This window comes from Pedobacter boryungensis (genome assembly GCF_013204825.1).
Taxonomy (GTDB): Bacteria; Bacteroidota; Bacteroidia; order Sphingobacteriales; family Sphingobacteriaceae; genus Pedobacter; species Pedobacter boryungensis.
In genome coordinates, this window is record NZ_JABMKV010000002.1 from 468,762 (window position 1) to 490,166 (window position 21,405).

20 protein-coding genes are annotated in these 21,405 nt (G+C 33.7%); 8 read left to right on the plus strand and 12 right to left on the minus strand.

From position 1 onward, the window contains the following. Window positions 1-1,668, minus strand: coding sequence for a urocanate hydratase (hutU, locus tag HQN85_RS08585; RefSeq protein WP_173271238.1), 1,668 nt, complete (start codon window positions 1,666-1,668; stop codon window positions 1-3). 59 nt (window positions 1,669-1,727) lie between these two features. Between hutU and HQN85_RS08590 the strand changes: the two genes are divergently transcribed. From HQN85_RS08590 to HQN85_RS08615, 6 genes are all read left to right on the plus strand, one after another. Next, window positions 1,728-2,069 (plus strand): hypothetical protein, encoded by a 342-nt coding sequence (locus HQN85_RS08590; RefSeq protein WP_173271240.1) that lies wholly within the window; start codon window positions 1,728-1,730, stop codon window positions 2,067-2,069. A 107-nt stretch (window positions 2,070-2,176) separates the two neighbouring features. Continuing rightward, complete coding sequence (locus tag HQN85_RS08595) at window positions 2,177-4,477, plus strand: TonB-dependent receptor (RefSeq protein WP_246249704.1); 2,301 nt, start codon at window positions 2,177-2,179, stop codon at window positions 4,475-4,477. 247 nt (window positions 4,478-4,724) lie between these two features. Then, window positions 4,725-5,552 (plus strand): ABC transporter ATP-binding protein, encoded by an 828-nt coding sequence (locus HQN85_RS08600; protein WP_173271242.1) that lies wholly within the window; start codon window positions 4,725-4,727, stop codon window positions 5,550-5,552. Between the two features lie 13 nt (window positions 5,553-5,565). Then, window positions 5,566-6,390 carry a hypothetical protein gene (locus tag HQN85_RS08605; protein ID WP_173271244.1) on the plus strand — a complete coding sequence of 275 codons (825 nt, stop codon included), beginning with the start codon at window positions 5,566-5,568 and terminating at the stop codon, window positions 6,388-6,390. Window positions 6,391-6,407: 17 nt separating this feature from the next. Further along, window positions 6,408-6,782, plus strand: a complete 375-nt coding sequence (locus HQN85_RS08610) for a GntR family transcriptional regulator (protein WP_173271246.1) — start codon at window positions 6,408-6,410, stop codon at window positions 6,780-6,782. A 3-nt stretch (window positions 6,783-6,785) separates the two neighbouring features. After that, entirely contained in the window at window positions 6,786-7,643 is an 858-nt protein-coding gene (locus tag HQN85_RS08615) for a hypothetical protein (RefSeq protein ID WP_173271249.1), read from the plus strand. Window positions 7,644-7,731: 88 nt separating this feature from the next. On the opposite strand, the gene hutH is transcribed toward HQN85_RS08615, so the two are convergent. After that, the gene (hutH, locus tag HQN85_RS08620; protein WP_173271251.1) at window positions 7,732-9,219 is read right to left on the minus strand and encodes a histidine ammonia-lyase; all 1,488 of its coding nucleotides are present in this window, start codon (window positions 9,217-9,219) and stop codon (window positions 7,732-7,734) included. Window positions 9,220-9,297: 78 nt separating this feature from the next. Then, window positions 9,298-10,311: a Gfo/Idh/MocA family oxidoreductase gene (locus HQN85_RS08625; RefSeq protein ID WP_173271253.1), complete on the minus strand. Its 1,014-nt coding sequence runs from the start codon at window positions 10,309-10,311 to the stop codon at window positions 9,298-9,300. A gap of 77 nt (window positions 10,312-10,388) precedes the next feature. Here HQN85_RS08625 and HQN85_RS08630 point away from each other — a divergent pair, with 77 nt between their 5' ends. Then, complete coding sequence (locus tag HQN85_RS08630; RefSeq protein ID WP_173271255.1) at window positions 10,389-10,733, plus strand: hypothetical protein; 345 nt, start codon at window positions 10,389-10,391, stop codon at window positions 10,731-10,733. 167 nt (window positions 10,734-10,900) lie between these two features. Here HQN85_RS08630 and HQN85_RS08635 read toward each other — a convergent pair whose 3' ends face one another. The 4 genes from HQN85_RS08635 to HQN85_RS08650 all read right to left on the minus strand — a co-directional run bounded on the left by HQN85_RS08635 (window position 10,901) and on the right by HQN85_RS08650 (window position 15,257). Next, the gene (locus tag HQN85_RS08635; RefSeq protein WP_173272554.1) at window positions 10,901-11,581 is read right to left on the minus strand and encodes an OmpA family protein; all 681 of its coding nucleotides are present in this window, start codon (window positions 11,579-11,581) and stop codon (window positions 10,901-10,903) included. 222 nt (window positions 11,582-11,803) lie between these two features. Beyond that, entirely contained in the window at window positions 11,804-12,499 is a 696-nt protein-coding gene (locus HQN85_RS08640; protein ID WP_173271257.1) for an ABC transporter ATP-binding protein, read from the minus strand. 3 nt (window positions 12,500-12,502) lie between these two features. Next, window positions 12,503-13,975, minus strand: coding sequence for a DUF5687 family protein (locus tag HQN85_RS08645; protein ID WP_173271258.1), 1,473 nt, complete (start codon window positions 13,973-13,975; stop codon window positions 12,503-12,505). A gap of 1 nt (window position 13,976) precedes the next feature. After that, a complete protein-coding gene (locus tag HQN85_RS08650) occupies window positions 13,977-15,257 on the minus strand; it encodes a replication-associated recombination protein A (RefSeq protein ID WP_173271260.1) in 1,281 nt (426 codons plus the stop codon). 109 nt (window positions 15,258-15,366) lie between these two features. Here HQN85_RS08650 and HQN85_RS08655 point away from each other — a divergent pair, with 109 nt between their 5' ends. Beyond that, window positions 15,367-16,194, plus strand: a complete 828-nt coding sequence (locus tag HQN85_RS08655) for a 2OG-Fe(II) oxygenase (protein ID WP_173271263.1) — start codon at window positions 15,367-15,369, stop codon at window positions 16,192-16,194. A gap of 1 nt (window position 16,195) precedes the next feature. Here HQN85_RS08655 and HQN85_RS08660 read toward each other — a convergent pair whose 3' ends face one another. The 5 genes from HQN85_RS08660 to HQN85_RS08680 all read right to left on the minus strand — a co-directional run bounded on the left by HQN85_RS08660 (window position 16,196) and on the right by HQN85_RS08680 (window position 21,376). Further along, on the minus strand, window positions 16,196-17,416 hold the full coding sequence (locus HQN85_RS08660) for a DEAD/DEAH box helicase (RefSeq protein ID WP_173271265.1): 1,221 nt from the start codon (window positions 17,414-17,416) through the stop codon (window positions 16,196-16,198). A gap of 332 nt (window positions 17,417-17,748) precedes the next feature. Next, entirely contained in the window at window positions 17,749-18,495 is a 747-nt protein-coding gene (locus HQN85_RS08665; protein WP_173271267.1) for a hypothetical protein, read from the minus strand. Between the two features lie 454 nt (window positions 18,496-18,949). Continuing rightward, window positions 18,950-19,672, minus strand: a complete 723-nt coding sequence (locus HQN85_RS08670; protein ID WP_216847253.1) for a hypothetical protein — start codon at window positions 19,670-19,672, stop codon at window positions 18,950-18,952. 71 nt (window positions 19,673-19,743) lie between these two features. Further along, window positions 19,744-20,007, minus strand: a complete 264-nt coding sequence (locus HQN85_RS08675) for a hypothetical protein (protein WP_173271271.1) — start codon at window positions 20,005-20,007, stop codon at window positions 19,744-19,746. 133 nt (window positions 20,008-20,140) lie between these two features. Beyond that, window positions 20,141-21,376, minus strand: a complete 1,236-nt coding sequence (locus HQN85_RS08680; RefSeq protein ID WP_173271273.1) for a DUF1016 N-terminal domain-containing protein — start codon at window positions 21,374-21,376, stop codon at window positions 20,141-20,143. Window positions 21,377-21,405 lie beyond the last annotated feature (29 nt).

Genomic DNA, 21,405 nt, shown 5'->3' on the forward strand with positions numbered 1-21,405 from the left:
TTATTTCAATCCTAATCGGTGTTCCCTTAAGGTATCTTTTGCAATATCGTAACCAGCATCCGCATGGCGGATCACACCCATAGCTGGATCGTTGTGTAAAACGCGTTTAATTCGAATTGCTGCATCTTCTGTTCCATCTGCAACGATAACCATTCCTGCATGTATAGAATAACCGATGCCAACACCACCACCATGATGTAAAGAAACCCAACTAGCTCCACCAGCAGTATTAATTAATGCGTTCAAAATTGGCCAGTCTGCAACTGCGTCAGAGCCATCAAGCATAGCCTCAGTTTCACGATTTGGAGAGGCAACAGAACCTGTATCTAAATGATCACGACCAATTACAATTGGGGCTTTTACTTTTCCATCAGCTACTAATTTGTTAAATGCTAACCCAGCTTTTTCTCTCTCACCCTGACCTAACCAACAAATACGGGCAGGTAAACCCTGAAAAGCAATTCTTTCTTGCGCCATGGTAATCCATTGGCGTAAACTTTCATTTTCTGGGAATAGTTCTAGAATTAATTTATCAGTTTCATAAATATCTTGTGGATCTCCACTTAAAGCTGCCCATCTAAATGGACCTTTTCCTTCGCAAAATAAAGGACGGATGTAGGCAGGTACAAATCCAGGGAAATCAAATGCATTTTTAACGCCAACTTCTAATGCCCTACCGCGTAGATTATTTCCATAATCGAAAGTTATTGCCCCACGTTTTTGTAACTCCAACATTTGTTGCACATGTTTTGCCATGGTAGCATACGAACGTTTTATATATTCATCAGGGTTTTCTTTTCTTAATGCGTTTGCTTGTTCAACAGATAATCCTTCTGGGAAATAACCAATTAAAGGATCGTGAGCCGAAGTTTGATCAGTTAAAGTATCTGGAACGATGTTTCGGTCTAACAAACGTTGTAAAAGTTCTACAGCATTACAAACTACACCGATTGAAATTGCTTTATTTTCCTTTTTGTAAGTTAATGCTTTATCAATTGCTTGATCGATATCGTAAGAAATTTCATCAATATATCTAGTTTCTAAACGCTTTTTAATACGCCATTCTTCTACATCTGCCGCTAGGCAAACACCTTGATTCATGGTAATGGCTAAAGGTTGTGCACCACCCATGCCGCCTAAACCAGCAGTAACATTTAACGTTCCTTTTAAATTGCTTTGAAAATGTTTTTTGGCAAGTGCTGAATAAGTTTCGTAAGTACCTTGTACAATTCCTTGTGAGCCGATGTAAATCCACGAACCAGCCGTCATTTGACCATACATCATCAATCCTTTATCTTCTAATTCGTCAAAATGTTGTTGAGTTGCCCATTTTGGTACTAATTGTGAATTAGAAATTAACACTCTTGGCGCATCTTTATGGGTAGGTAAAACGCCAACTGGTTTGCCCGACTGGATGAGTAAAGTTTCATCATCCTCTAAGTTTTTTAACGCTTTAATAATTAAAACTAATGCTTCTTTGTTACGAGCAGCTTTGCCTCTTCCTCCATACACAATTAAATCTTCTGGACGTTCGGCAACATCTGGGTCTAAGTTATTTAACAGCATTCTTAATGCCGCTTCTTGTACCCAACCTTTACAAGTTAATGTACTTCCAGTAGGTGTTTGCTTAATTTTAAGGTTTAAACTTTCTTCAATATTAGTCGTCATATCAAGGCAATGTTACAATACCAAATGTAGGAAATTTATGTTATTTGCTTAGGTTTGTCATGAAATTGAAAAATAAGCGCATATATATCCAAAAACTTTTAGCAGTAGCTATGCTGTGGGTGTTTTCCCTTGCCATAACTCCTTGGAGCGCTTTACATCATCACGCACAAGTTGTGGATACAATAGCTGAAAAACATTGTACCCATAAGCTACATATAAAAACACAGCAGGACACTTGTTTAATCTGCGCTGCTCATTTCGAAAAAAACTATACCATTAATACTACTACGCACATTACTTATTTAACAAGTAAGTTGATGCCAAAAAATATTGCCGTAGTAACAAGTTCTTATGCAGAGCTTATTTCCACCTCACTTAGAGGTCCACCAAATTTGTCGTAATATCTACAAATTGAATTAGCGAAAGCTAAATAATCCACTTATTATTTAATTATATGATGAATAGCTATTAGTTAAACTATGCGCTGTTTAATCCTTAAAAATATATTATGATGAACAAGATACGCCTAATAATGGTTGTACTATTTGCCTGTTTTACTGTGCCATTGTTTGCTACAGAATTAACAGAAGTTAAAGGAAAAGTTACCGATGCCAATACTAAAGAGCCTCTTTCTGGTGCTACAATTTACATTTCAGATTTAAAAGCAACCACTACCACAAACGCTAGTGGAGAATTTACATTTACAAATATTCCTGTTAAAGGAAAATTCTTGGTAGAAGTGAGATACCTAGGTTATAAAACAACATCTAAACAAGTCGATTTGGCTGAGAATAGTCAAATTACATTTGAATTGGAACAATCTGTTATTGAAAGTGCAGAGGTGGTAATTACCGGAACGCCATATAGTTCGAATAATAAAACTAACAGTTTGGCTGTGGTTTCTGTAAACAGAGAAAAATTAGCGCAGGCTGGAGGCACAAATATTATAGATGCAATAGCAAAAGTGCCAGGTATTTCTCAGGTAACAACTGGGGGTGCAATTTCAAAACCATCTATTCGAGGTTTGGGTTATAATCGCGTGTTAACTATTGTTGATGGTGCAAGAGAAGAAGCACAACAATGGGGAGATGAACATGGTGTTGAAGTTGATCAATTTTCGGCCAACAGAATTGAAGTTTTAAAAGGCCCTGCAAGTTTATTGTATGGCTCTGATGCATTAGGTGGAGTAATTAATATTATTGATGATTTAGTGCCTGCATCTGGAGATTTTAATGGGAACTTTACCACTAGTTATAATACAAACAATGGTTTAACAGCATCTTCATTAATGTTACAGGGCAATACCAATGGTTTTGTTTATCGTGGACGGGCATCATACAAAAATGCATATGGTTTCAGTTACGGCGATAAAACAGTTCCAAATTCTGGGTTTAACGAAACTAACTTCAGTGGAATGTTAGGTTTAAATAAAACGTGGGGTTATGCACATTTAAGTCTATCAAAGTTTAATACAAACGTTGGTTTGGTAGAAAATGGCCCAAATGCCAATGGTGATTATGAAGACGAAAATGGTGCAATAATCACTAACGATGAAGCGCAAACCAGAAAGCTTAACCTTCCTTTTCAAAATATTAATCATTATAGGGCTGCTATAAATAGTAATGTTCTTTTAGGTGGTGGGCAATTGAAAACTACATTGGCTTTTCAGCGAAATATTCGTAAAGAATTTGAAGAAAGCGCAATAGAACCAGGCTTAAATTTGGGATTGAATTCTTATACTTATGATGTAAAGTATTCTTTCGCTAATAGTGGCGTTTGGGAACCAACCGTTGGTGTACAGGGAATGCATCAAACTAATTTAAATAGGGGAGATGAGTTTTTAATTCCAGATTATACAAGTGATAATATTGGTGCATTTGCCTATTTGAAACGTAATTTTACAAAGGGAGCAATTAATGCAGGTGTTCGCTACGATTATAAAAATGTGGATGGCGATGATTTAACTTCCGATGGAAATCAAGTTTTTACAGCATTTAATAATAAATTTTCTAACATATCTGGATCAATCGGTTTTGCATTTGAAATTGCTAAAAACTTAAACTTGAAAGGAAATGCTGGATCGGGATTTAGAGCGCCAAATATTGCAGAGTTAGGCGCAAACGGCCGTCATGAAGGTACATTTAGATACGAGATTGGAAATAGCAATCTAAAACAAGAAACCAGTTTGCAGTTCGATTTAGGCTTAGAATACAATGCTGAAAAAGTAACCATTGGTTTAAATGCATATAGCAATCGTATTTACAATTATATCTATCCTGGTAATTTTAATAACGAAACTCATCCCTTTTTAGAAGAAGATGGCACGACAACTACATTGCCATTATATCGGTATGTGCAAACAGATGCAGAATTGTTGGGTGGTGAGGCTTCTGTAGATTTTCATTTAATTAAATCTCTGCATTTTGAAAACACCTTTGCTTATGTAAAAGGCACTAATAAAGCAAATAATACAGCCTTACCTTTTATTCCAGCTGCAAGTTTAAATAATGAATTGCGTTTTGAACCAACTATTAAAGGATTGAAAGATAGTTTTATCAAAGTTGGATTAACTAATGTATTTAAACAAGATCGCTTTGATAGTTTTGAAACTGAAACAGATGGCTACACTTTGTTAGATGCTGGCATTGGAACTTCTTTGAAAGTTAAAAATGGTAAAATTAATTTGTGGATTACAGGACAAAACCTAGGTAATAAGTTATATTATAATCACTTAAGCAGATATAAACCTGCAGGAATTTATAATTCGGGACGTAATGTAAGTTTTGGAATTAGTGTTCCTTTACTGTAGTTGGGTAATACTAATTGGCTCTCTTGCCTAAATAATAGCCGCAAATTTGCAGATTTTTTAATCAGCGCATTTGCGGCTTTTTCATGTCAAAAATTGTCGTCTATAGCGCAATGAGGGCTTTTTTTGAAAATTTCTAACTGAGATTCTTCGCCATCCCTAAATGATAATTAAAAATAATTTCAAAATAATTTGGTGCTTTCAAAATAACATTATACTTTAGTGTATTATTTAACTAATACAGTAGAATATGATTAAAATTAACAACCTGAATTTTGGTTACCGCAAAAATCAACTGTTATTCAAAAATATGAGCATGCAATTAAGTACTGGACATATTTATGGATTACTAGGAAAGAATGGAGCGGGTAAATCAACCTTATTAAAAAACATAGCCGGACTAGTTTACGCAGATAGCGGATCGATGGACGTAATGGGTTACGATCCCTCAAAAAGACAACCTGCATTATTAGCAGAAATTTGTTTTATCCCTGAAGAATTTTATTTGCCATCAGTAAAAATTGATGCGTTTGTAAAAGCAAATGCTGGCTTTTATCCAAATTTTGATCATCCGTACTTTACGGCTCTTTTAGCAGAGTTTGATATCCCAGTAGCACAAAAATTAATCGACATGTCTTATGGCCAAAAGAAAAAAGTGATCATCGCCTTTGGTTTAGCTACACAAGCTAAATTGGTAATTATGGATGAACCAACCAATGGTTTAGACATTCCTTCAAAGGCGCAGTTCCGTAAAATTATGGCGTCGGCTTTAACAGATGATCGTTGCATTATCATCTCAACACACCAAGTGAGGGATTTAGATAATTTAATTGATACCGTAATTATGCTAGATGAAAACAAAGTAGCATTAAAAGCATCGGTTGAAGAAATTACCAATAAACTTTGCTTTAAACGTGTTAAAGAAATAGATGATAAAGTAATTTATGCAGAGCCTTCTTTAGCGGGTTATAATGCTGTATTACAAAACTTCCATGATGAAGATAGTAAACTAGATCTTGAACTTTTGTTTAATGCGGTATTGGCAGAAAAAAATAAATTAAAACCAATTTTTAACTAAAATCTTAACACACATGAACAACACATTTAGCATACAACGTTTTGGTCTTTTGTTAAAGAGACAGTGGCTAGAATTTGGTAAAATTTACCTAATTACTTTAGCGGTTGCACTTGGGGTTATTATCACCTTTTACAGTTTTGCAACTTGGAACACTATCTTCGAACAGCGTCTTTTTTCTGAAAGGTTATTGAATTTTAGAGAACCATTATTTTTAATCTTCGGCTTTCTATTTATCACGGTCATTGCAAGTAGTTACTTTGCTCATTTGGGCCAAAAATCAAAAGCAATTATAGATTTAATGATACCAGCATCTACTTTTGAGAAGTTTTTAACTGGTGTTCTATTTACTGCTGTATTAAGTACAGTTAGTTTTTTAGTAATTTTCTACTTAACCGATCTTGCATTTGTAAGTAAGCTAAGAAGTATTTTTCATAATGTAGATACAGCAACTTCTTTTAGAGATTCTTACGGTAAAGTAGTAGAAACTAGAGATAATTTGGCTTTCTTTTTTACTAGAAATTATCCTAAGGAATTTACATCGGTATTCTTACTTACACCGGTTTTTGTAACGAGCATATTCTTATTAGGTTCCATTTATTTTAATAAGTTCCACTATATTAAAACAGCTATTTCAGTAATGATTTTCTCAGGCATATGGACCTATATTATTGTAAAAACTGGACAAACAATGTTTGATAATAAAATTCCAATAAATACAGGTAATGGAGAGAATATCTCAAAAGGTTTAATAGAATTAGGCATGTTTTCACTTCTACTTTTATTAACGGCAATTTTTTGGGTGATAACTTACGTACGCCTTAAAGAAAAACAGGTTTAATTATAAATGGTATCGATATGGAATTTAGAGATAATAAGGCAATATACCTTCAAATAGCAGAGTACGTTTGTGAGCACATTTTGCTCGGAAAATGGAAAGGTGATGAAAAAGTTCCCTCTGTTAGGGAAATGGCCGTCGAGCTAGAGGTTAACCCAAATACAGTAATGCGTACCTACGAATTACTTCAAACTAAGAACATAATTAACAACAAAAGAGGAATTGGTTTTTTTGTAGACGACGATGCGATAGCAAATGTAAAAAGTTATAGAAAAGCGCAATTTATGGACGACGAACTTCCGGTAGTTTTTAGAAATATGTATTTATTAAACATAGGGTTTGACGAATTACAAGATCGCTATAACACTTTTGTTAAAGAAAATTTTAATTCATAAATAATGAAAACAAGTAATAAAATATTAATCGCTTTTGCGGTAGCACTGATTTTAATTCCGGTTTTGGGAATGGTAATTGTGTCTGCAACACAATATAAAACAGGTAGTTATAAAGATATTGCAGATCAAAAGATAGAAAACTTTAGTACACCTACTAAGAATATGACAAGTATAGCTCTTGCCTCTCCATTTGAAACTGTAAATATTGCAGATGGTAAAGGGTTGGCAATCACTATCCATCTCATAAAAGATGAAAAGTTTGGCATCAAAATCCAAAATAAATTTAAAGATTTAGTAGTAGCAACTGTAGATGCAAGTGGTCAATTACAACTCAATATTAAAGATCAAGTTGAAACAGAAGAAAACAGAATTAGGTACACAAATATCTACGTGTATGGACCTAACTTGAAATCATTAAATGTAACCAACTTAAATGATTTAAATGTAACGAGCACAGCTGATAGCTTAACATTAAATACTAAAAAGATGAGCTCATTATCCTTTGAATCTGGAACGCACATCAAACAATTAAATTTAAAAACAATTGATGTAGAGAGACTAAGCTTTAATGAAGATGATATTAAATCTATCAACTTAGATTTAGAGCATACAAATCTTTACATAGGGGAAAACTCATTTGAAAATGCAGCTATTACTACACGTGGAAACTGCGAAGTTGAAATTGGTAACGACTATAATAATGCTAAAAAACAGACTATTTCAAATCTAGTATTAAATACGAATGGAGTCGCAACGGTAAAAGTGCAAAATACTACCATTGCAAACTGTTCAGGTAAATTATCTGATGAAACTCAGGTACAAATGCCTGCGGCTAATTTAAATCAGATGTATAAAAAATAAACTACTCGTCATTGCGACCAAGCGAGGCAATCTTAAAGTGATTGCTTAACCTATAGTTCTAAGGTTGCTTCGTGTCTCGCAATGACGATTAAATAGTTGATGTTCTCATAAACTCAACACTAGCTTTAATATCACTTGCTAAAAGCCTATCCGCCTCATTGAATGAAACAAGTTCACGATATTTATTCACCAATTTTTCAATTTTAACTGATGATTTTTCTGGTAATCTTAATTCTAATGCTTGGCTTGCTGTTAGTAATTCTATAGCCAAAATTCGCTCTACATTTTCTACAACTCGAAGACATTTCGTAGCGGCATTTGCCCCCATACTTACATGATCTTCTTGCCCATTGCTACTTACAATACTATCAACAGATGCAGGCGTACACAATTGTTTATTTTCACTTGCAATAGATGCTGCGGTGTATTGTGTAATCATTAAGCCTGAATTTAATCCAGCGTTTTTAACTAAAAATGGAGGCAATCCTCTAGTTCCAGAAATTAGCTGAAAAGTTCTGCGCTCTGAAATTGAACCTAATTCGGCCAATGCCAAACATAAAAAATCTAAAGTTAATGCCAACGGTTGCCCATGGAAATTCCCTGCAGAAATAATTAAATCCTCATCTGGAAAAACATTAGGGTTATCCGTTACAGAATTCATTTCTGTTTCGAAGACAGACTGAATATAATTGATGCTATCCTTACTCGCACCATGAACTTGGGGCACACAACGGAAAGAATATGGATCTTGCGTTTGCTTACCTTTTCTGGCTATTAATGTACTTCCTTCGAGCCAATTTTTAATAGCTTTAGCCGTTTCAAGTTGCCCTTGATGTGGTCTAATAACGTGACTTAAATTTAGGAAAGGATCAATTCTACAATCAAAAGCATCAATAGATATTGCTGCAATTGCATCAGCCCATGCTGAAAGTTTTTGTGCTTTTAATAAACAAAACGTGCCATAAGCACTCATAAATTGAGTGCCGTTAATTAGTGCTAAGCCTTCTTTACTTTGCAAGGTTAGTGCTTTCCAATTTAATTTTTTATTTAATTCAGCACTGCTAATTTTTTCATTTTGATACCAAACCTCACCTTCACCAATTAAAGGCAAAGCTAAATGTGCAAGGGGAGCTAAATCTCCTGATGCACCTAGTGAACCCTGCGTATAAATTACTGGTAAAATATCATGATTGTAAAATTCTACCAAACGTTGTACAGTACTTAAAGCAACAGCAGAATGGCCATAACTTAAAGACTGTATTTTAAGTAAAAGCATTAATTTTACTATTTCTTTAGGCACTTCTTGTCCTGTTCCGCAAGCATGAGATAGCAATAAATTATGCTGAAGTTGCGTGAGGTTTACGGCTTCAATTTTTACGTTTTGTAAATAACCAAATCCAGTATTAATCCCATAAATAGGATCTGCATTTGTATTTAATTTATTATCTAAATATTTTCTGCATTTTTCAATCCGATCAATTGCTAATGCAGATAAACTAATGCTTTTTTTTTCCTGAATGATGTTTTCAATAACGGTTAAAGACAATTGCTCTGAACCGATTTGGTAATCTGTCATTTATTTATATTTGGTGGCTCAAAAATAGGAATAATTTGTAAGTCTAGAGACTTGAGACAAATGACTTAAGTTCAGAAACTAATCTTCTAAAATTTCTAACTGCGCAATAATGTCTTCTTCAGTTATCGGATAAGGGACATCATGAACTATATTTTGATAGACAGCTTCGAACAAACCATTATAATCTCCTCTTTCCGAAAGTACAAATTCTGTTGTCCTACCTCCATCTTCTGTAACTAAAGTAAGCTTACCTGCATCTGCTGGATTTTCAACTCCGTATTTTTCATCGGTAGGTTTTATTCCTTTTAGTAATTGTGCTTCCTGTACATCGGCATGATTTTTACTAAAAGAACCCATTATTCCATTTAATACAAAGGCAGATTGTATATCTGCTACTAACATACTCGCTGTTAAAAACACATTTAATTCGTTAGGGTAACTTAATTGTATCGCAAAATAATCATCCACTTTTGTGTCAACACGATTTTTTGTTAATACTTTGTGATATGAATTAGGTTTGCCAAATAAAGCAATCGCTTGGTCTAAAAGGTGAGGACCAAGATCATAAGATAATCCACTTGCTGGGTAAGGTTCTTCTTTAAAAAACTTAGGACTGATTTCATTTCTGTAGCGATCATAACGGAAATGAACCTCTACCAATTTGCCCAGTTTACCACTTTCTATAACTTGCTTTACCGAATTAAACCCGCTATCATATCTGCGATTTTGATAAACCAAGGCTTTTTTGCCTAAGCTTTTAGCTAATGCAAATAACTCTTTGGCTTGTGCACTAGTCGCCGTAAAAGGTTTTTCTACTAAAATATGTTTCCCAGCTTGTACAGCTTGTTTGGCATAATCGTAATGTGTGAAATTTGGGGTGTTGATAATCACTAATTCAATAGAATCATCAGCTATCAACTCCTCAATACTGTTATAACTAATCACCGATGGATAATCTTTAACAGCTTGTTTTTGGTTACGTTCGGTAACTCCAACAAAGTTGAAACCAGGATGTGTACTCACAAATGGGGCATGAAATACCTTGCCAGACATGCCATAAGCCAAAAGGCCAGTATTGATTTTACGGTTCATAACACAAAGCTAAAAATTTGACGTATATGTGCGTTATTGTCTAAGGCATAAAGCTGCTATAAATGTATATTTGCAACATGAAGCCAGCAGAGATACATGTCAAATGGAAAACGCTACAACAAAAAATTGCTGAGGAATTTGATTCGGATGTGCCAGACCTAAAGGTTATTTTGTTTTTAATTGGCGTACAGGAATTAGGTAAAGGGCCTGGTAAATATAGCAAAAGGCAAAAAGAAGAGTTAATGCATATTGCTACTTGTCGTTTGTTAAGTGAAATGGGTTTTTATGAATTAGAAGGATTAGATCAAGATGGTTGGCCCCATTGGAAATTAATTAAACCAATTCCATCGTATGCATTAATGGAACAAGAATTATTACTTAAAAGTCTTGCCATTACGTATTTCGAAGATATCTATTCTTAGGGTCTAAGTGAGTTGACATTTAGAGCGAAGCGAAGAATCTATGGTTGTATTCGCGAATGAGATTCCTCCAAAGTCGGAAATGACAATAACATAAAATGGTAAATTAAAAACCCTGAAGTAACTGAATACAACAGGGTTTTACATTTATAGGTAGATATAAATTTTAATTATTTGCCTTGAGAGGCAGCTTCTTTTTTCAATTGATCATTTGCAACAATTACAATCTCAACTCTACGGTTAGCAGCTCTACCTTCTTCAGTTGCGTTATCTGCAATTGGTTCAGCAAAACCTTTACCAATAGTAATTAAACGAGATGATGGTACACCTTGAGAAACAGCATACGCTTTAACAGCAGCAGCTCTTTTTTCAGATAAACCCATGTTGTATTGTTCAGTACCACGGCTATCAGTATGACCAATAACTTTAATATCGGTACCTGGATATTGATTTAATGAACTTGCTAAAGATTGGATATTTTGTTTAGCAGCATCTTTTAAAGCAAACTTATCAAAGTCGAATAAAATACCACTATCAAATTTTACAATAATACCTTCACCTTCACGAATAACTTCTGCATTAGGTATTGCATTTTGTATTTCTGCAGCTTGTTTATCCATACGTTTACCGATAAAACCACCAGCAGTACCACCTACCGCGGCCCCAATAATAGCGCCAACAGCCGTATTACCTGCTTTTTTACCAATTATACCACCAATAACACCACCAGCAGCAGCACCAATACCTGCGCCTTTTTGTGTGTTAGTTAAACTGTCGCAACTTTGAAAAGTCATTGCACCTAATGATAAGGCAATACTTAATGTAGCTATTTTGAATTTTGAAGTCATCATTTTAGTTATATTTTTAGTTAATAAAATGAGATATTCAAAGGTAATGCCAATCATAACTTAGTTTTAGATTAAACTATGAATAATAATTTTATCGACTGTATTACTGTGTTTTAACTTATAACGCTACACAATTTAAATTAATTGATACAAAAATAAATGGTCAACTTGATCCCACAACTTGGGTATCAAATTGACCATAATACTATACAATTGTTACAAAGTTTATTCAGAGAAATAGGCTTCTAATTCCTTTAATGAATTTTCATCTGTATGAAAATCTTTAATGACTAATCCTTTTTCTAATAAAATAATACGATCACAAACATCAGTTACATGATTTAAGTCATGACTTGAAATTAATGTGGTTAAGCGATGTGTGCTCTTTAAAGATTTAATCAAACTCTTAAGCCTAATCTGAGTAGTTGGATCTAAATTAGCAAATGGCTCATCTAATACTAAAAGCTCGGGCTTTTGCATCAGTGCTGCTGCAATTCCTATTTTATTTTGGTTTCCTTTAGAGAAATCTCTAATGTATTTACCGCGATTTAAAATCTCACCATTAAAAAACTCTTCATACTGCTTTAAGTAATCGGCAACATGGGCTACACTTAAATTATGCAGGCTTCCTATAAAAGTGAAGTATTCTTCAGGTGTTAAATAATCTATTAAAAAACCTTCATCTAAATAAGAGGCTGTATAATCTTTCCAATGGTCGTTTTCAGAAACATTTTGATCTTTTGATAATACTTCGCCACTATCAGGTCTAATTAAGTCAAGCAACATTCTAAAAAGAGTAGTTTTACCAGCTCCATTATTTCCAACCAAACCAATAGTTTCGCCTTCACGAATATTAAGGTTATTGATGTCTACTACGGTTCTGCCTCCGTAAGTTTTCTTTAATTGTTTAAATGTTAACATATCTTATTCTCTAAAGCCTTCGGCTATTTTATAACGTTGTTTTTCAAATCTTTTAACTAATAGGTTAATCCAGAAATTACGCATTAAAAGAGTAATTAAACCAAACAATGCAATTGCGGCTAAACCATAATAAGGTTTATTCATTATCCCGAATGGAACGTAAATTAGAATTGGAATTAAAATAAAAGGTAATCCTAAAATCCACTGCGTGGCACCTACACCTTGCCAATTAAAACTTGCGCTTTTGGTAATATCTAAGCGTTTATAATTTAATGTAGCAAAATATAATACAATTACTGTAGCAAAGCCGATATTATATAAATAGGCTGCTAAATGAAGTAAAAGTAATTTATAACTCATGAAACCATAAAAACTAGCTAGTATGGTAATAATGGTACAACTAATGGTAAACAGTAAAAATTTAGCTTTAATGAAATTTTTAAAATCAATTTTATTCACTAATAATCCATCAAAGTGAGTGCTTTGCCAAGCAAACATAAATTGACCGTAAGATATAATTGATATACCAGTCATAAACACAGCTGCAAAAAGCATTTTCCCAAATTCATCCTTAGCAATCATTGGGGCCTTGTAAAAAATAAAGCCGTAAGCTAAGAAAGCTAAACCCATAAAAATAGAACCTCTAGAGCGTTTATGACGAAGAATTAATTTCAATTCCAACGCGGCTAATTCTCCCACTCTTCCAAAACGATTAAGGAAGGCATAATCTGTACTTACTTTCTTTTCATCTTTAGTACTCAATTCCTCTGTATATAAATTTTCACGGAGGTATTTAGAATTAATTACAAAAATCAGCACTGCGGCTAAAGTAAAAATTAATGCTAAAAATGGATATTTAGCGATGGTGACAAATATGAAATTTGAAGCATTTCTCACCGAAATAATTTGGTAATAATCTAGAGCGGCTAATGCGGCAACCAACCCTATTATTGCAATAAAATAGGCAAAACTATTAATGGATTTACGTTTGAAATATAAAACCAAATAATTATTAAATATGACTAGGGAAATAATAGACAGCACATACATTAACGAGGTTAGTGCCCCGAAAGTGCCTCCAATTTTAATCACACTAAAAGGAATAAATATAAAAAGTGGTAGTAGATTGAAGAATGAAAAGAGCGATTTGATATTTAAAAAATTAACTATCGTTTTTTTAGGAATATTTAAATGCAAATAAGGTACGATACTTAGTGTTGGCAGTTCTTGCATTTGTGTACGAACAGCAAGATCAAACAAGGAGTAGTACAAAATGAAGCCATTAAAAACTGTAATTACATTTTGCCCCGGAAAAGCTTTTCCAATAAAAAAAGCCATCCCGAAACCAGCTACAATAGCAATGGCTAAAAAGTAAAGCATAAAAAAACCAAGTAGAATTTGAGCGGCAATACTGCCAGCTTTGTTTCGGCTGCGCCAAAAATCTTTCCATTGGTGGTTTAAAAAAATAGATAGCATATTAATAGTTGTATTTGTTTTTCCAATTTTGTTTTAGTTTTTCTCTTAACTTTTCTTCTGCCGGATTTTTACCGGGATCATATAATTTAGTTCCACTCAATTCTTCAGGCATATACTCCTGTGGAGAGAAATTACCTTCATAACTATGCGAATATTGGTAATCTTTTCCATACCCTATGTTTTTCATCAACTTTGTTGGTGCATTTCGAATATGTAATGGGACTGGCAAATTACCAGTTTGTTTCACTAAAGCCTGTGCTTTATTTATAGCTTCATAACTTGCATTGCTTTTAACGCTTGATGCTAAGTAAGTTACGCATTGTGAAAGTATTATTCTAGCTTCTGGATAACCAATTACATTTACTGCCGTAAAACAATTATTTGCTAATAATAGTGCATTTGGATTGGCATTACCGATGTCTTCAGATGATAAAATTAATAACCTACGAGCAATAAATAAAGGATCTTCACCACCTTCAATCATTCTGGCTAGCCAATAAACCGCTGCATTTGGATCGCTACCACGAATGGATTTAATAAAAGCCGAAATGATATCATAATGCTGTTCCCCAGCTTTATCATATAATGCTAAATTTTGTTGCGCATGGGCAAGTACACGCTCATTAGTTAATTCAATTTTACTGCCACCAATACCGTTAATAGCAATTTCTAAAACGTTTAATAACTTGCGAGCATCGCCGCCAGATAAACGAATTAAAGCTTCGTGCTCTTTAATTTTGATGTTTTTTTCTTTCAAAACAACATCTTTCTCAATAGCAGTTTGCAGTAATCCAACTAACTCATTTTCACTTAATGCCTGTAAAATATAAACCTGACAACGCGATAGTAAAGCGGATATGACTTCAAAACTCGGGTTTTCTGTTGTGGCACCAATTAAAGTAACTAAACCACGCTCTACTGCACCCAATAAACTATCTTGTTGACTTTTGCTAAATCGATGAATCTCATCGATAAATAAGATGGGTAAACCTAAAAAGCTGTCTTTTAAAGCTGCTGCTTTATCAATTACATCTCTAATATCTTTAACGCCAGAATTAATAGCGCTTAGGTTAAAAAATGGTCGATCTAAACTTTGAGAAATAATATAAGCTAAAGTAGTTTTGCCCACTCCTGGAGGCCCCCAGAAAATCATGGAAGGTAGTTGACCACTTTCTATTGCTTTGCGTAAAACTGCGTCTTTGCCAACCAAATGTCTTTGCCCCACGTATTCATCCAGATTTTGAGGACGCATCCGTTCGGCTAGTGGTGGTAGGTTTTGCATAGTTAAAGGTAAGAAATTTATGAATGCACATTAAAAATCATAACAGCTAAATATCATATTAGTTTAGAAACGATAAATAATATTATTTTTGATTATCAATCTGCTCATCATGACATATCTGAATAAGAATATTAATCTAAAAGAAATTGCGAAGGAAAAACATGAAGAATATGTAAAAGCGTGGCCTTTCCCAAATATTGTGATAGATGATTTTTTTGATGAAGATTTTTTGACAAAGGTATTGCATGAGTTTCCAGACCTTTCGATTAAAAAAAATATTAATGTTTTTGACAATGTAAATGAAAAGAAATTGGGTGCAAAAGGGGAATCGGATTTTGGAGCAAATACTAAGTTACTTTGCCATTATCTTAATTCTCAACCAGTTTTAGAGTTTTTGCAAGAACTTACTGGAATAAAGGAAGTTTTACTGCCAGATCCGTATTTTTATGGAGGTGGGTATCATGAAATCAAACCTGGGGGATATTTGAAAATCCATGCGGATTTTAACAAACACAACACAACAAACTTAGATAGAAGAATTAATCTGTTGGTTTATTTGAATAAGGATTGGGAAGAAAGTTACGGTGGGTTTTTTGAACTTTGGGATGAAAGTATGGAAAGTGCCCAAAGAAAGTTATTGCCGATATTTAATCGTGTCGCAATATTTTCTACTACAGACTTTTCTTACCATGGACATCCGGATCCACTTACTTGCCCACCAAATAGGAGTAGAAAATCAATTGCATTATACTATTATACTAATGGACGACCTGCTATTGAATTAAATGATGATGGTCATAGCACCCTATTTGTAGGTAGAAAAGGTAAATTAAATGATGTAGCTCCACCAAAAATGCTAGTGCCAAAATTAGTAAGTGCGGTAAAAAACATTACCCCACCTATTATTTTCAATCTTTTAAAAAGGCTAATTAAGTAAACTACCCAACACTTGGCTTTGGTTTCTTCTTAAAAAACTTCTTTTTCTTAACGCGAGGCTTATGTTCAGCAGTAGCTGGTTCATCTTTTGGTGCTTCGCCTAAACTTTCAGGCAAAGGCATTCTATCTATTTGCCGCTCAATTAACTTCTCAATGTTGGCAAGCTTGCGTTTATCTTTATTGTTAACTAAAGTGATGGCCGTTCCTGTTGTTTCTGCTCTTGCTGTTCTACCAATTCTGTGTATATAGTCTTCAGGATCTTGAGGTGCATCGTAATTTATCACTAAGTCAATGCCGGTTACATCAATACCTCTGCTCAAAACATCGGTGCCAATTAACACATCTAGTTTGCTATTTTTAAAATCGAGCATAATTGCCTCACGATCTTTTTGATCTAAGTCGCTATGAAAAGCAGCGGCTTTTAAGCCTATTTTCTTGAAAACCTTACCCAACTCTTTTACTTTTTCTTTTCGCCCTGCAAAAACAATAATACGTTTATAATTGGCAGATTTAAGTATTTCCGTTAGTAAAGGAACTTTCTGATCATCAAAAACTAGATACACTTGCTGATTAATACCTTCTGCAGGTTTTGATATTGCCAAACTTATCTGCTCAGGTTCATTTAATAAAGTGGCTGCCAGTTTTCTAATTTTTGGAGGCATGGTAGCCGAAAACAATACAGTTTGTCGTTTTTGTGGTAAGTAGCCAACAATTTTCATAATGTCATCATAAAAACCCATGTCTAACATTCTATCAGCTTCATCTAAAACTAAATATTCTAATTTATCCATCTTTAAAACACCAGATGATAAATGAGAAATTAACCTGCCAGGTGTAGCAATAATAATATCAACTCCCTCACGCATTGAGCGTTTTTGCTGTTCGTAAGCTACGCCATCACCGCCGCCATAAACCGTTAATGAACTAATATTGGTAAAATAGGAAAGTGCTTCAACCTGTAAATCTATCTGCTGAGCTAATTCTCTAGTTGGTGTTAATATGAGTACTTCGTTGTGGCGTTCGTGTTTTTGTGTTAACAAATTCATTATTGGCAATAAAAAAGCACCCGTTTTGCCAGTACCAGTTTGCGCACAGGCAATTAAATCTTTTTTAGCTAAAATAAGCGGAATAGCTTGCTGTTGTATAGGCGTGGCGTTTTTAAAACCCATTGCCAATAAACCCTCTAAAAGCTCAGGGTTAAAATTAAAGTCTTTGAAATTCAATGTTTATATGGTAAATATAGGGTGTAATTTACCTTAAATTAAGGCGAAAAACAAATTTGTCAATTTAAGTGCCTGTCATAAAAGTATTTGTTTTGTTGGCATAATTAAAATTGGGAGATGGGAGCAATGATAAAGTTTTTAAGTTACTATTTGTAGTTGCTAGGTTATTGCTTGCAGTTGCTAGGTTACTGCTTGTAGTTGTTAGGTTACTGCTCGTAGTTGTTAGCTTACTATTCGTAGTTGCTAGGTTACAGCTTGTAGTTGTTGGTCTCATGGTTATTAAAGGAAAAAAGCAGTTGATTAAAACTTCAACTGCTTTAAATGGTTCGAATTTACACCCTTACATGGGTAAAGGTTAATCCAGATATTTGCTTGTATTGTGAGCTGGTAGGGCCAAATACTGATTTGATATAGAGCTTTACATCTGATGCAGTAGCTACCAGACCTGTTTCTTTGTTGTATAGCACTTCATTGCGGGCAATTCTGGCATTGCTTAAACCCGTATTCTGGTTAACTACACTGTCGTTTTTAGCTTTAAGGTCATTGTATTGGGCTGTTAGTGTAGCTACCTTTAATTCGGTTTCGTTGGGTGTGTATTGTGGGATAGATGCTAATAGCTGGATTTGTTTATAGAAGTTATCTAATAGGTTATCGTAACTTAATTGAGCGGTTGAAATTTGGTTTACTACTTTTCCTTCGGATAATAGGGTTTTTTTTTCTTCTTCGCTTAGTATAGCCGTTGCTCTTTTGCCTTGTAGTTTTCTGTGGTTAGTTGTTGCATTATCTATAACTTGTTGTGGGGTATCGGTTGCTTTTAGGGAGTTGATGATTTTTGTGCTAAGCTTACTTAGTGGTTCGAAAGCAATTTCGCGAATGGCTACTGCGTTGCTGTGGGCTGGCAAGAGTTGATTGATGTTGTTAATGGTGTCTTTTGCTTGTTTGGCTTTTGCTTGTAGGTTGCCTAAATGGATGGCAATTTTGGATGGGTTGTAGGTTGCACCGTATGCTTTTACAAAGGAGATTAGTGTTTGGAAGTTTGCTTCGTTTTTGGCGTGGCCTGTTTCATTGGTTGAACTCATAATTTTTATTTTTAATGGTTAATAGTATTATTAATTAAAATCAAGGTATGAATTAACAGGGTTTAAGTTTATAGTCTTTTTGGGGGGGAGATGATCGCAAAGCGCAGGAGTTGTTGGCTTGTAAGAAGCTATAAGCTCGCACTAGCTGAGTGGTTTTGGCTTCCGTTCCGTTGGCTTCAGCCAACGGCAATGAAACAAAAGAAGCCAACGGCAATGAATTTTATGGTTATGTTTTATGTTCTTTAAACCTGATAGGAACAACAAAGGATTCTCGATTTATCGAGAATCCTTTGTATTAACGGTTGTTAAAATTTTATTTATGGTGTGCCTGCCCTTCACAGGATTTAAACCTGTTGAATAAATTTAATATTTCTTGTTTATTATGTATTTGAAACTCTCATTTTAAATGATAAGCCCTTACGAAATCATGTTTTACCACTTCAGACAACATGTATTATTTTAAATTTAATTTTTTGCTATCTTCCTCAAACTTTTTAAAAATATCCAAATATTTCTTAGGTTTTTTTTCAACTACAATTTTCATCTCATGAAAAAACTCCCTTCTAGGCACTGCTATATCTGGCAATAATACTCCTTTTGGTATCTCATTACATATTCCAAGAATTTTAAAAAGTTTGCTTTTGTTTTGTTTATCAAACTTTTCTGAGAGTGAAAAGGGAATATCTTTCATGCTTTTATCGTAATACCTATAGATCGAATCCACCTGTCCTATTTCAAGTTTCATGGCATATTTTTCTATTTTTATATTCCCTTTTTCGATAACAGCTAAAGGTTTACCGATGTCGGAATCAAAATTCTTGGCACTACTGCTTTTTTTATAAAACGACAATGTCTCCCATAAACTGTCGGCATTAAAAGGCTTGCCCGAGTCAGTATTGATTTTTTCAAAATCATATTCAATTCCACTTTTCTGATTTTTCTTTTTGATAAACACTGTATGCAAGGTATCAATGCTTTTCACCTTTTCATCTATGCTTTCCCCGTTGCTATTTTTTATATACTCCAAGTTTAAATGATGTAAAGGTTGTATATACAGTTCCATGTCATTGTAAAAAACTAAGCGAGCGCTATTATTTATAGTAAGCATCATACCGTCAGGTTGCAAACCCATCCCGCTTGATCTTATATTTAGAATGATTAATTTGTCCTTTTGCATGGAACAAGAACTCACAAATAAGAATAATATTATACATAGGCTTTTTATCATGGCAATGTGCTATTGGCTTTTTACAAAGTTAACATCCCAATTAGCATAATTCTCCAAATATGCTGATTCGTATCCATTTCTTCGGGTGACATACTAGTGTGAGAAATGCTAGAAACAAGCCATCTTGTACCAATAATCTCAGGTTCAATTTTTATCTTCTCATGGCTTTTGAATTTTAAATCCGCACTATTAACCTTGTAACAATACCAAGATACATTAACGATCTTCTGTTCACTTGAACTCTCTTCTATTGTTGCACCTATCGGCGTATCATCAGCTTCCACAATCCACAATTTTATTAATTTAACGTTTTAATTTTTGCTGTCTTTTTTAAATTTCCAATAATCTCTGTATATATAAGTAATATTTACACCTAATTTTAGTTCAAGTTGTTTCATCGTTAAAACGGGGCTATTCTTAAATACCAATTTCTTTTAGAAATTCTAATAATTCTGAATTTTTAAAGATATTTCGATTTAAATCATTTATGGGATGGATATTCGCTTCTATCTCTTGAATTGTGCCCGTTACAGTAAAATTTTTCTTCATACTTGTTGTAACTGATTTTGTTTTATTCAGTTTTTCTGCACATAGCTCAAGAGGGTTATTTGCAATCATTTCATTTAAATCTTGAATAGATAGCTCATTTTTCAATACTTGACTAGCCACATACTTTTGTTTCTCTACATCTTCAATTTCTAGCAATACTTTTATGTATGACCATGAAACGGTTTGTATTAACTCTATAGGAGGAAGTGTATCTTCTCCATGTTGCTTTACAAATTTAATGCTATAATATAATTCATCCTTCTTAAAAAGATACGGCCAATTTTGGTAAATTTCTTGAACGTGATGGTTATCTAAAATAGATGTTATAGGTATATTGAATAATTTAGATAGCCGGATTATTTCAACACCAATTTCCCAAAACATTAAGTTAAATTTCATATTTAACTCATGGTTATATTCTGATTGAAACTCTAATATCTCTCTATAGATATTAATGATAATATTATGGTTAACCTGTGTCTCTTTTGAAATTATATTGAAGTTTTTATGGTAGTCAAGTTGGGGTTCAAATAATTTGCGAAAAATATAACTGTTTTTTTTGCTGAAATATAATTCAACCTTATTTCTGTAAATTATATTAGTATTTTCAAACACGGATATATATTCATCAATGTTAAATTGCTTTACTTCTTCAAAAGCTTTTTCAGAGATTTTTTTGCTTAGCTCTGTGGGGGTTAAAGATTCTGCATGAATAAGTTCCATATAAAATATCCATGCATTCTCATCTTCTAGATTTAGAAAATAAGGGATATATTCCCAGTCCATAAGTGCTGCAGCATATCTTATTTTTTCAGATGTACATTTTCTAGCGAATTCACCTATTACATAAAGGTTTTTAATGCCTAAATAATCGCCAAAAATGGGGTGCAAATTTTCGGCAATATTATTAATAATAATATTCCTTTCCTCAAAATTATGATTACTTAGTTTATGGTTTATTAACACTCCTATATCACGAAACAAAGAACTTACACCTAAATTAATAGATGTAGAAAAACGGCCTAATTTTTCTATAGTAAGATGCCTTAGCATACTGCTTAGTGCATCTTGCAATGTAGTGTTTCTCTTTTCTTTTTTAGACATGTTATTTAATAGCTTATTCTCATTGGTAG

Excerpts from the sequence above, each read along its gene's own strand:
- HQN85_RS08665 (WP_173271267.1), bottom strand. The coding sequence starts at position 18,495 with ATGAGTTCAACCAATGAAACAGGCCACGCCAAAAACGAAGCAAACTTC.
- HQN85_RS08590 (WP_173271240.1), top strand. The coding sequence starts at position 1,728 with ATGAAATTGAAAAATAAGCGCATATATATCCAAAAACTTTTAGCAGTA.
- HQN85_RS08655 (WP_173271263.1), top strand. The coding sequence starts at position 15,367 with ATGACATATCTGAATAAGAATATTAATCTAAAAGAAATTGCGAAGGAA.
- HQN85_RS08615 (WP_173271249.1), top strand. The coding sequence starts at position 6,786 with ATGAAAACAAGTAATAAAATATTAATCGCTTTTGCGGTAGCACTGATT.
- HQN85_RS08600 (WP_173271242.1), top strand. The coding sequence starts at position 4,725 with ATGATTAAAATTAACAACCTGAATTTTGGTTACCGCAAAAATCAACTG.
- HQN85_RS08670 (WP_216847253.1), bottom strand. The coding sequence starts at position 19,672 with ATGCAAAAGGACAAATTAATCATTCTAAATATAAGATCAAGCGGGATG.
- HQN85_RS08630 (WP_173271255.1), top strand. The coding sequence starts at position 10,389 with ATGAAGCCAGCAGAGATACATGTCAAATGGAAAACGCTACAACAAAAA.
- hutU (WP_173271238.1), bottom strand. The coding sequence starts at position 1,668 with ATGACGACTAATATTGAAGAAAGTTTAAACCTTAAAATTAAGCAAACA.
- HQN85_RS08610 (WP_173271246.1), top strand. The coding sequence starts at position 6,408 with ATGGAATTTAGAGATAATAAGGCAATATACCTTCAAATAGCAGAGTAC.
- HQN85_RS08645 (WP_173271258.1), bottom strand. The coding sequence starts at position 13,975 with ATGCTATCTATTTTTTTAAACCACCAATGGAAAGATTTTTGGCGCAGC.
- HQN85_RS08595 (WP_246249704.1), top strand. The coding sequence starts at position 2,177 with ATGATGAACAAGATACGCCTAATAATGGTTGTACTATTTGCCTGTTTT.
- HQN85_RS08625 (WP_173271253.1), bottom strand. The coding sequence starts at position 10,311 with ATGAACCGTAAAATCAATACTGGCCTTTTGGCTTATGGCATGTCTGGC.
- HQN85_RS08680 (WP_173271273.1), bottom strand. The coding sequence starts at position 21,376 with ATGTCTAAAAAAGAAAAGAGAAACACTACATTGCAAGATGCACTAAGC.
- HQN85_RS08650 (WP_173271260.1), bottom strand. The coding sequence starts at position 15,257 with ATGCAAAACCTACCACCACTAGCCGAACGGATGCGTCCTCAAAATCTG.
- HQN85_RS08605 (WP_173271244.1), top strand. The coding sequence starts at position 5,566 with ATGAACAACACATTTAGCATACAACGTTTTGGTCTTTTGTTAAAGAGA.
- HQN85_RS08635 (WP_173272554.1), bottom strand. The coding sequence starts at position 11,581 with ATGATGACTTCAAAATTCAAAATAGCTACATTAAGTATTGCCTTATCA.
- hutH (WP_173271251.1), bottom strand. The coding sequence starts at position 9,219 with ATGACAGATTACCAAATCGGTTCAGAGCAATTGTCTTTAACCGTTATT.
- HQN85_RS08640 (WP_173271257.1), bottom strand. The coding sequence starts at position 12,499 with ATGTTAACATTTAAACAATTAAAGAAAACTTACGGAGGCAGAACCGTA.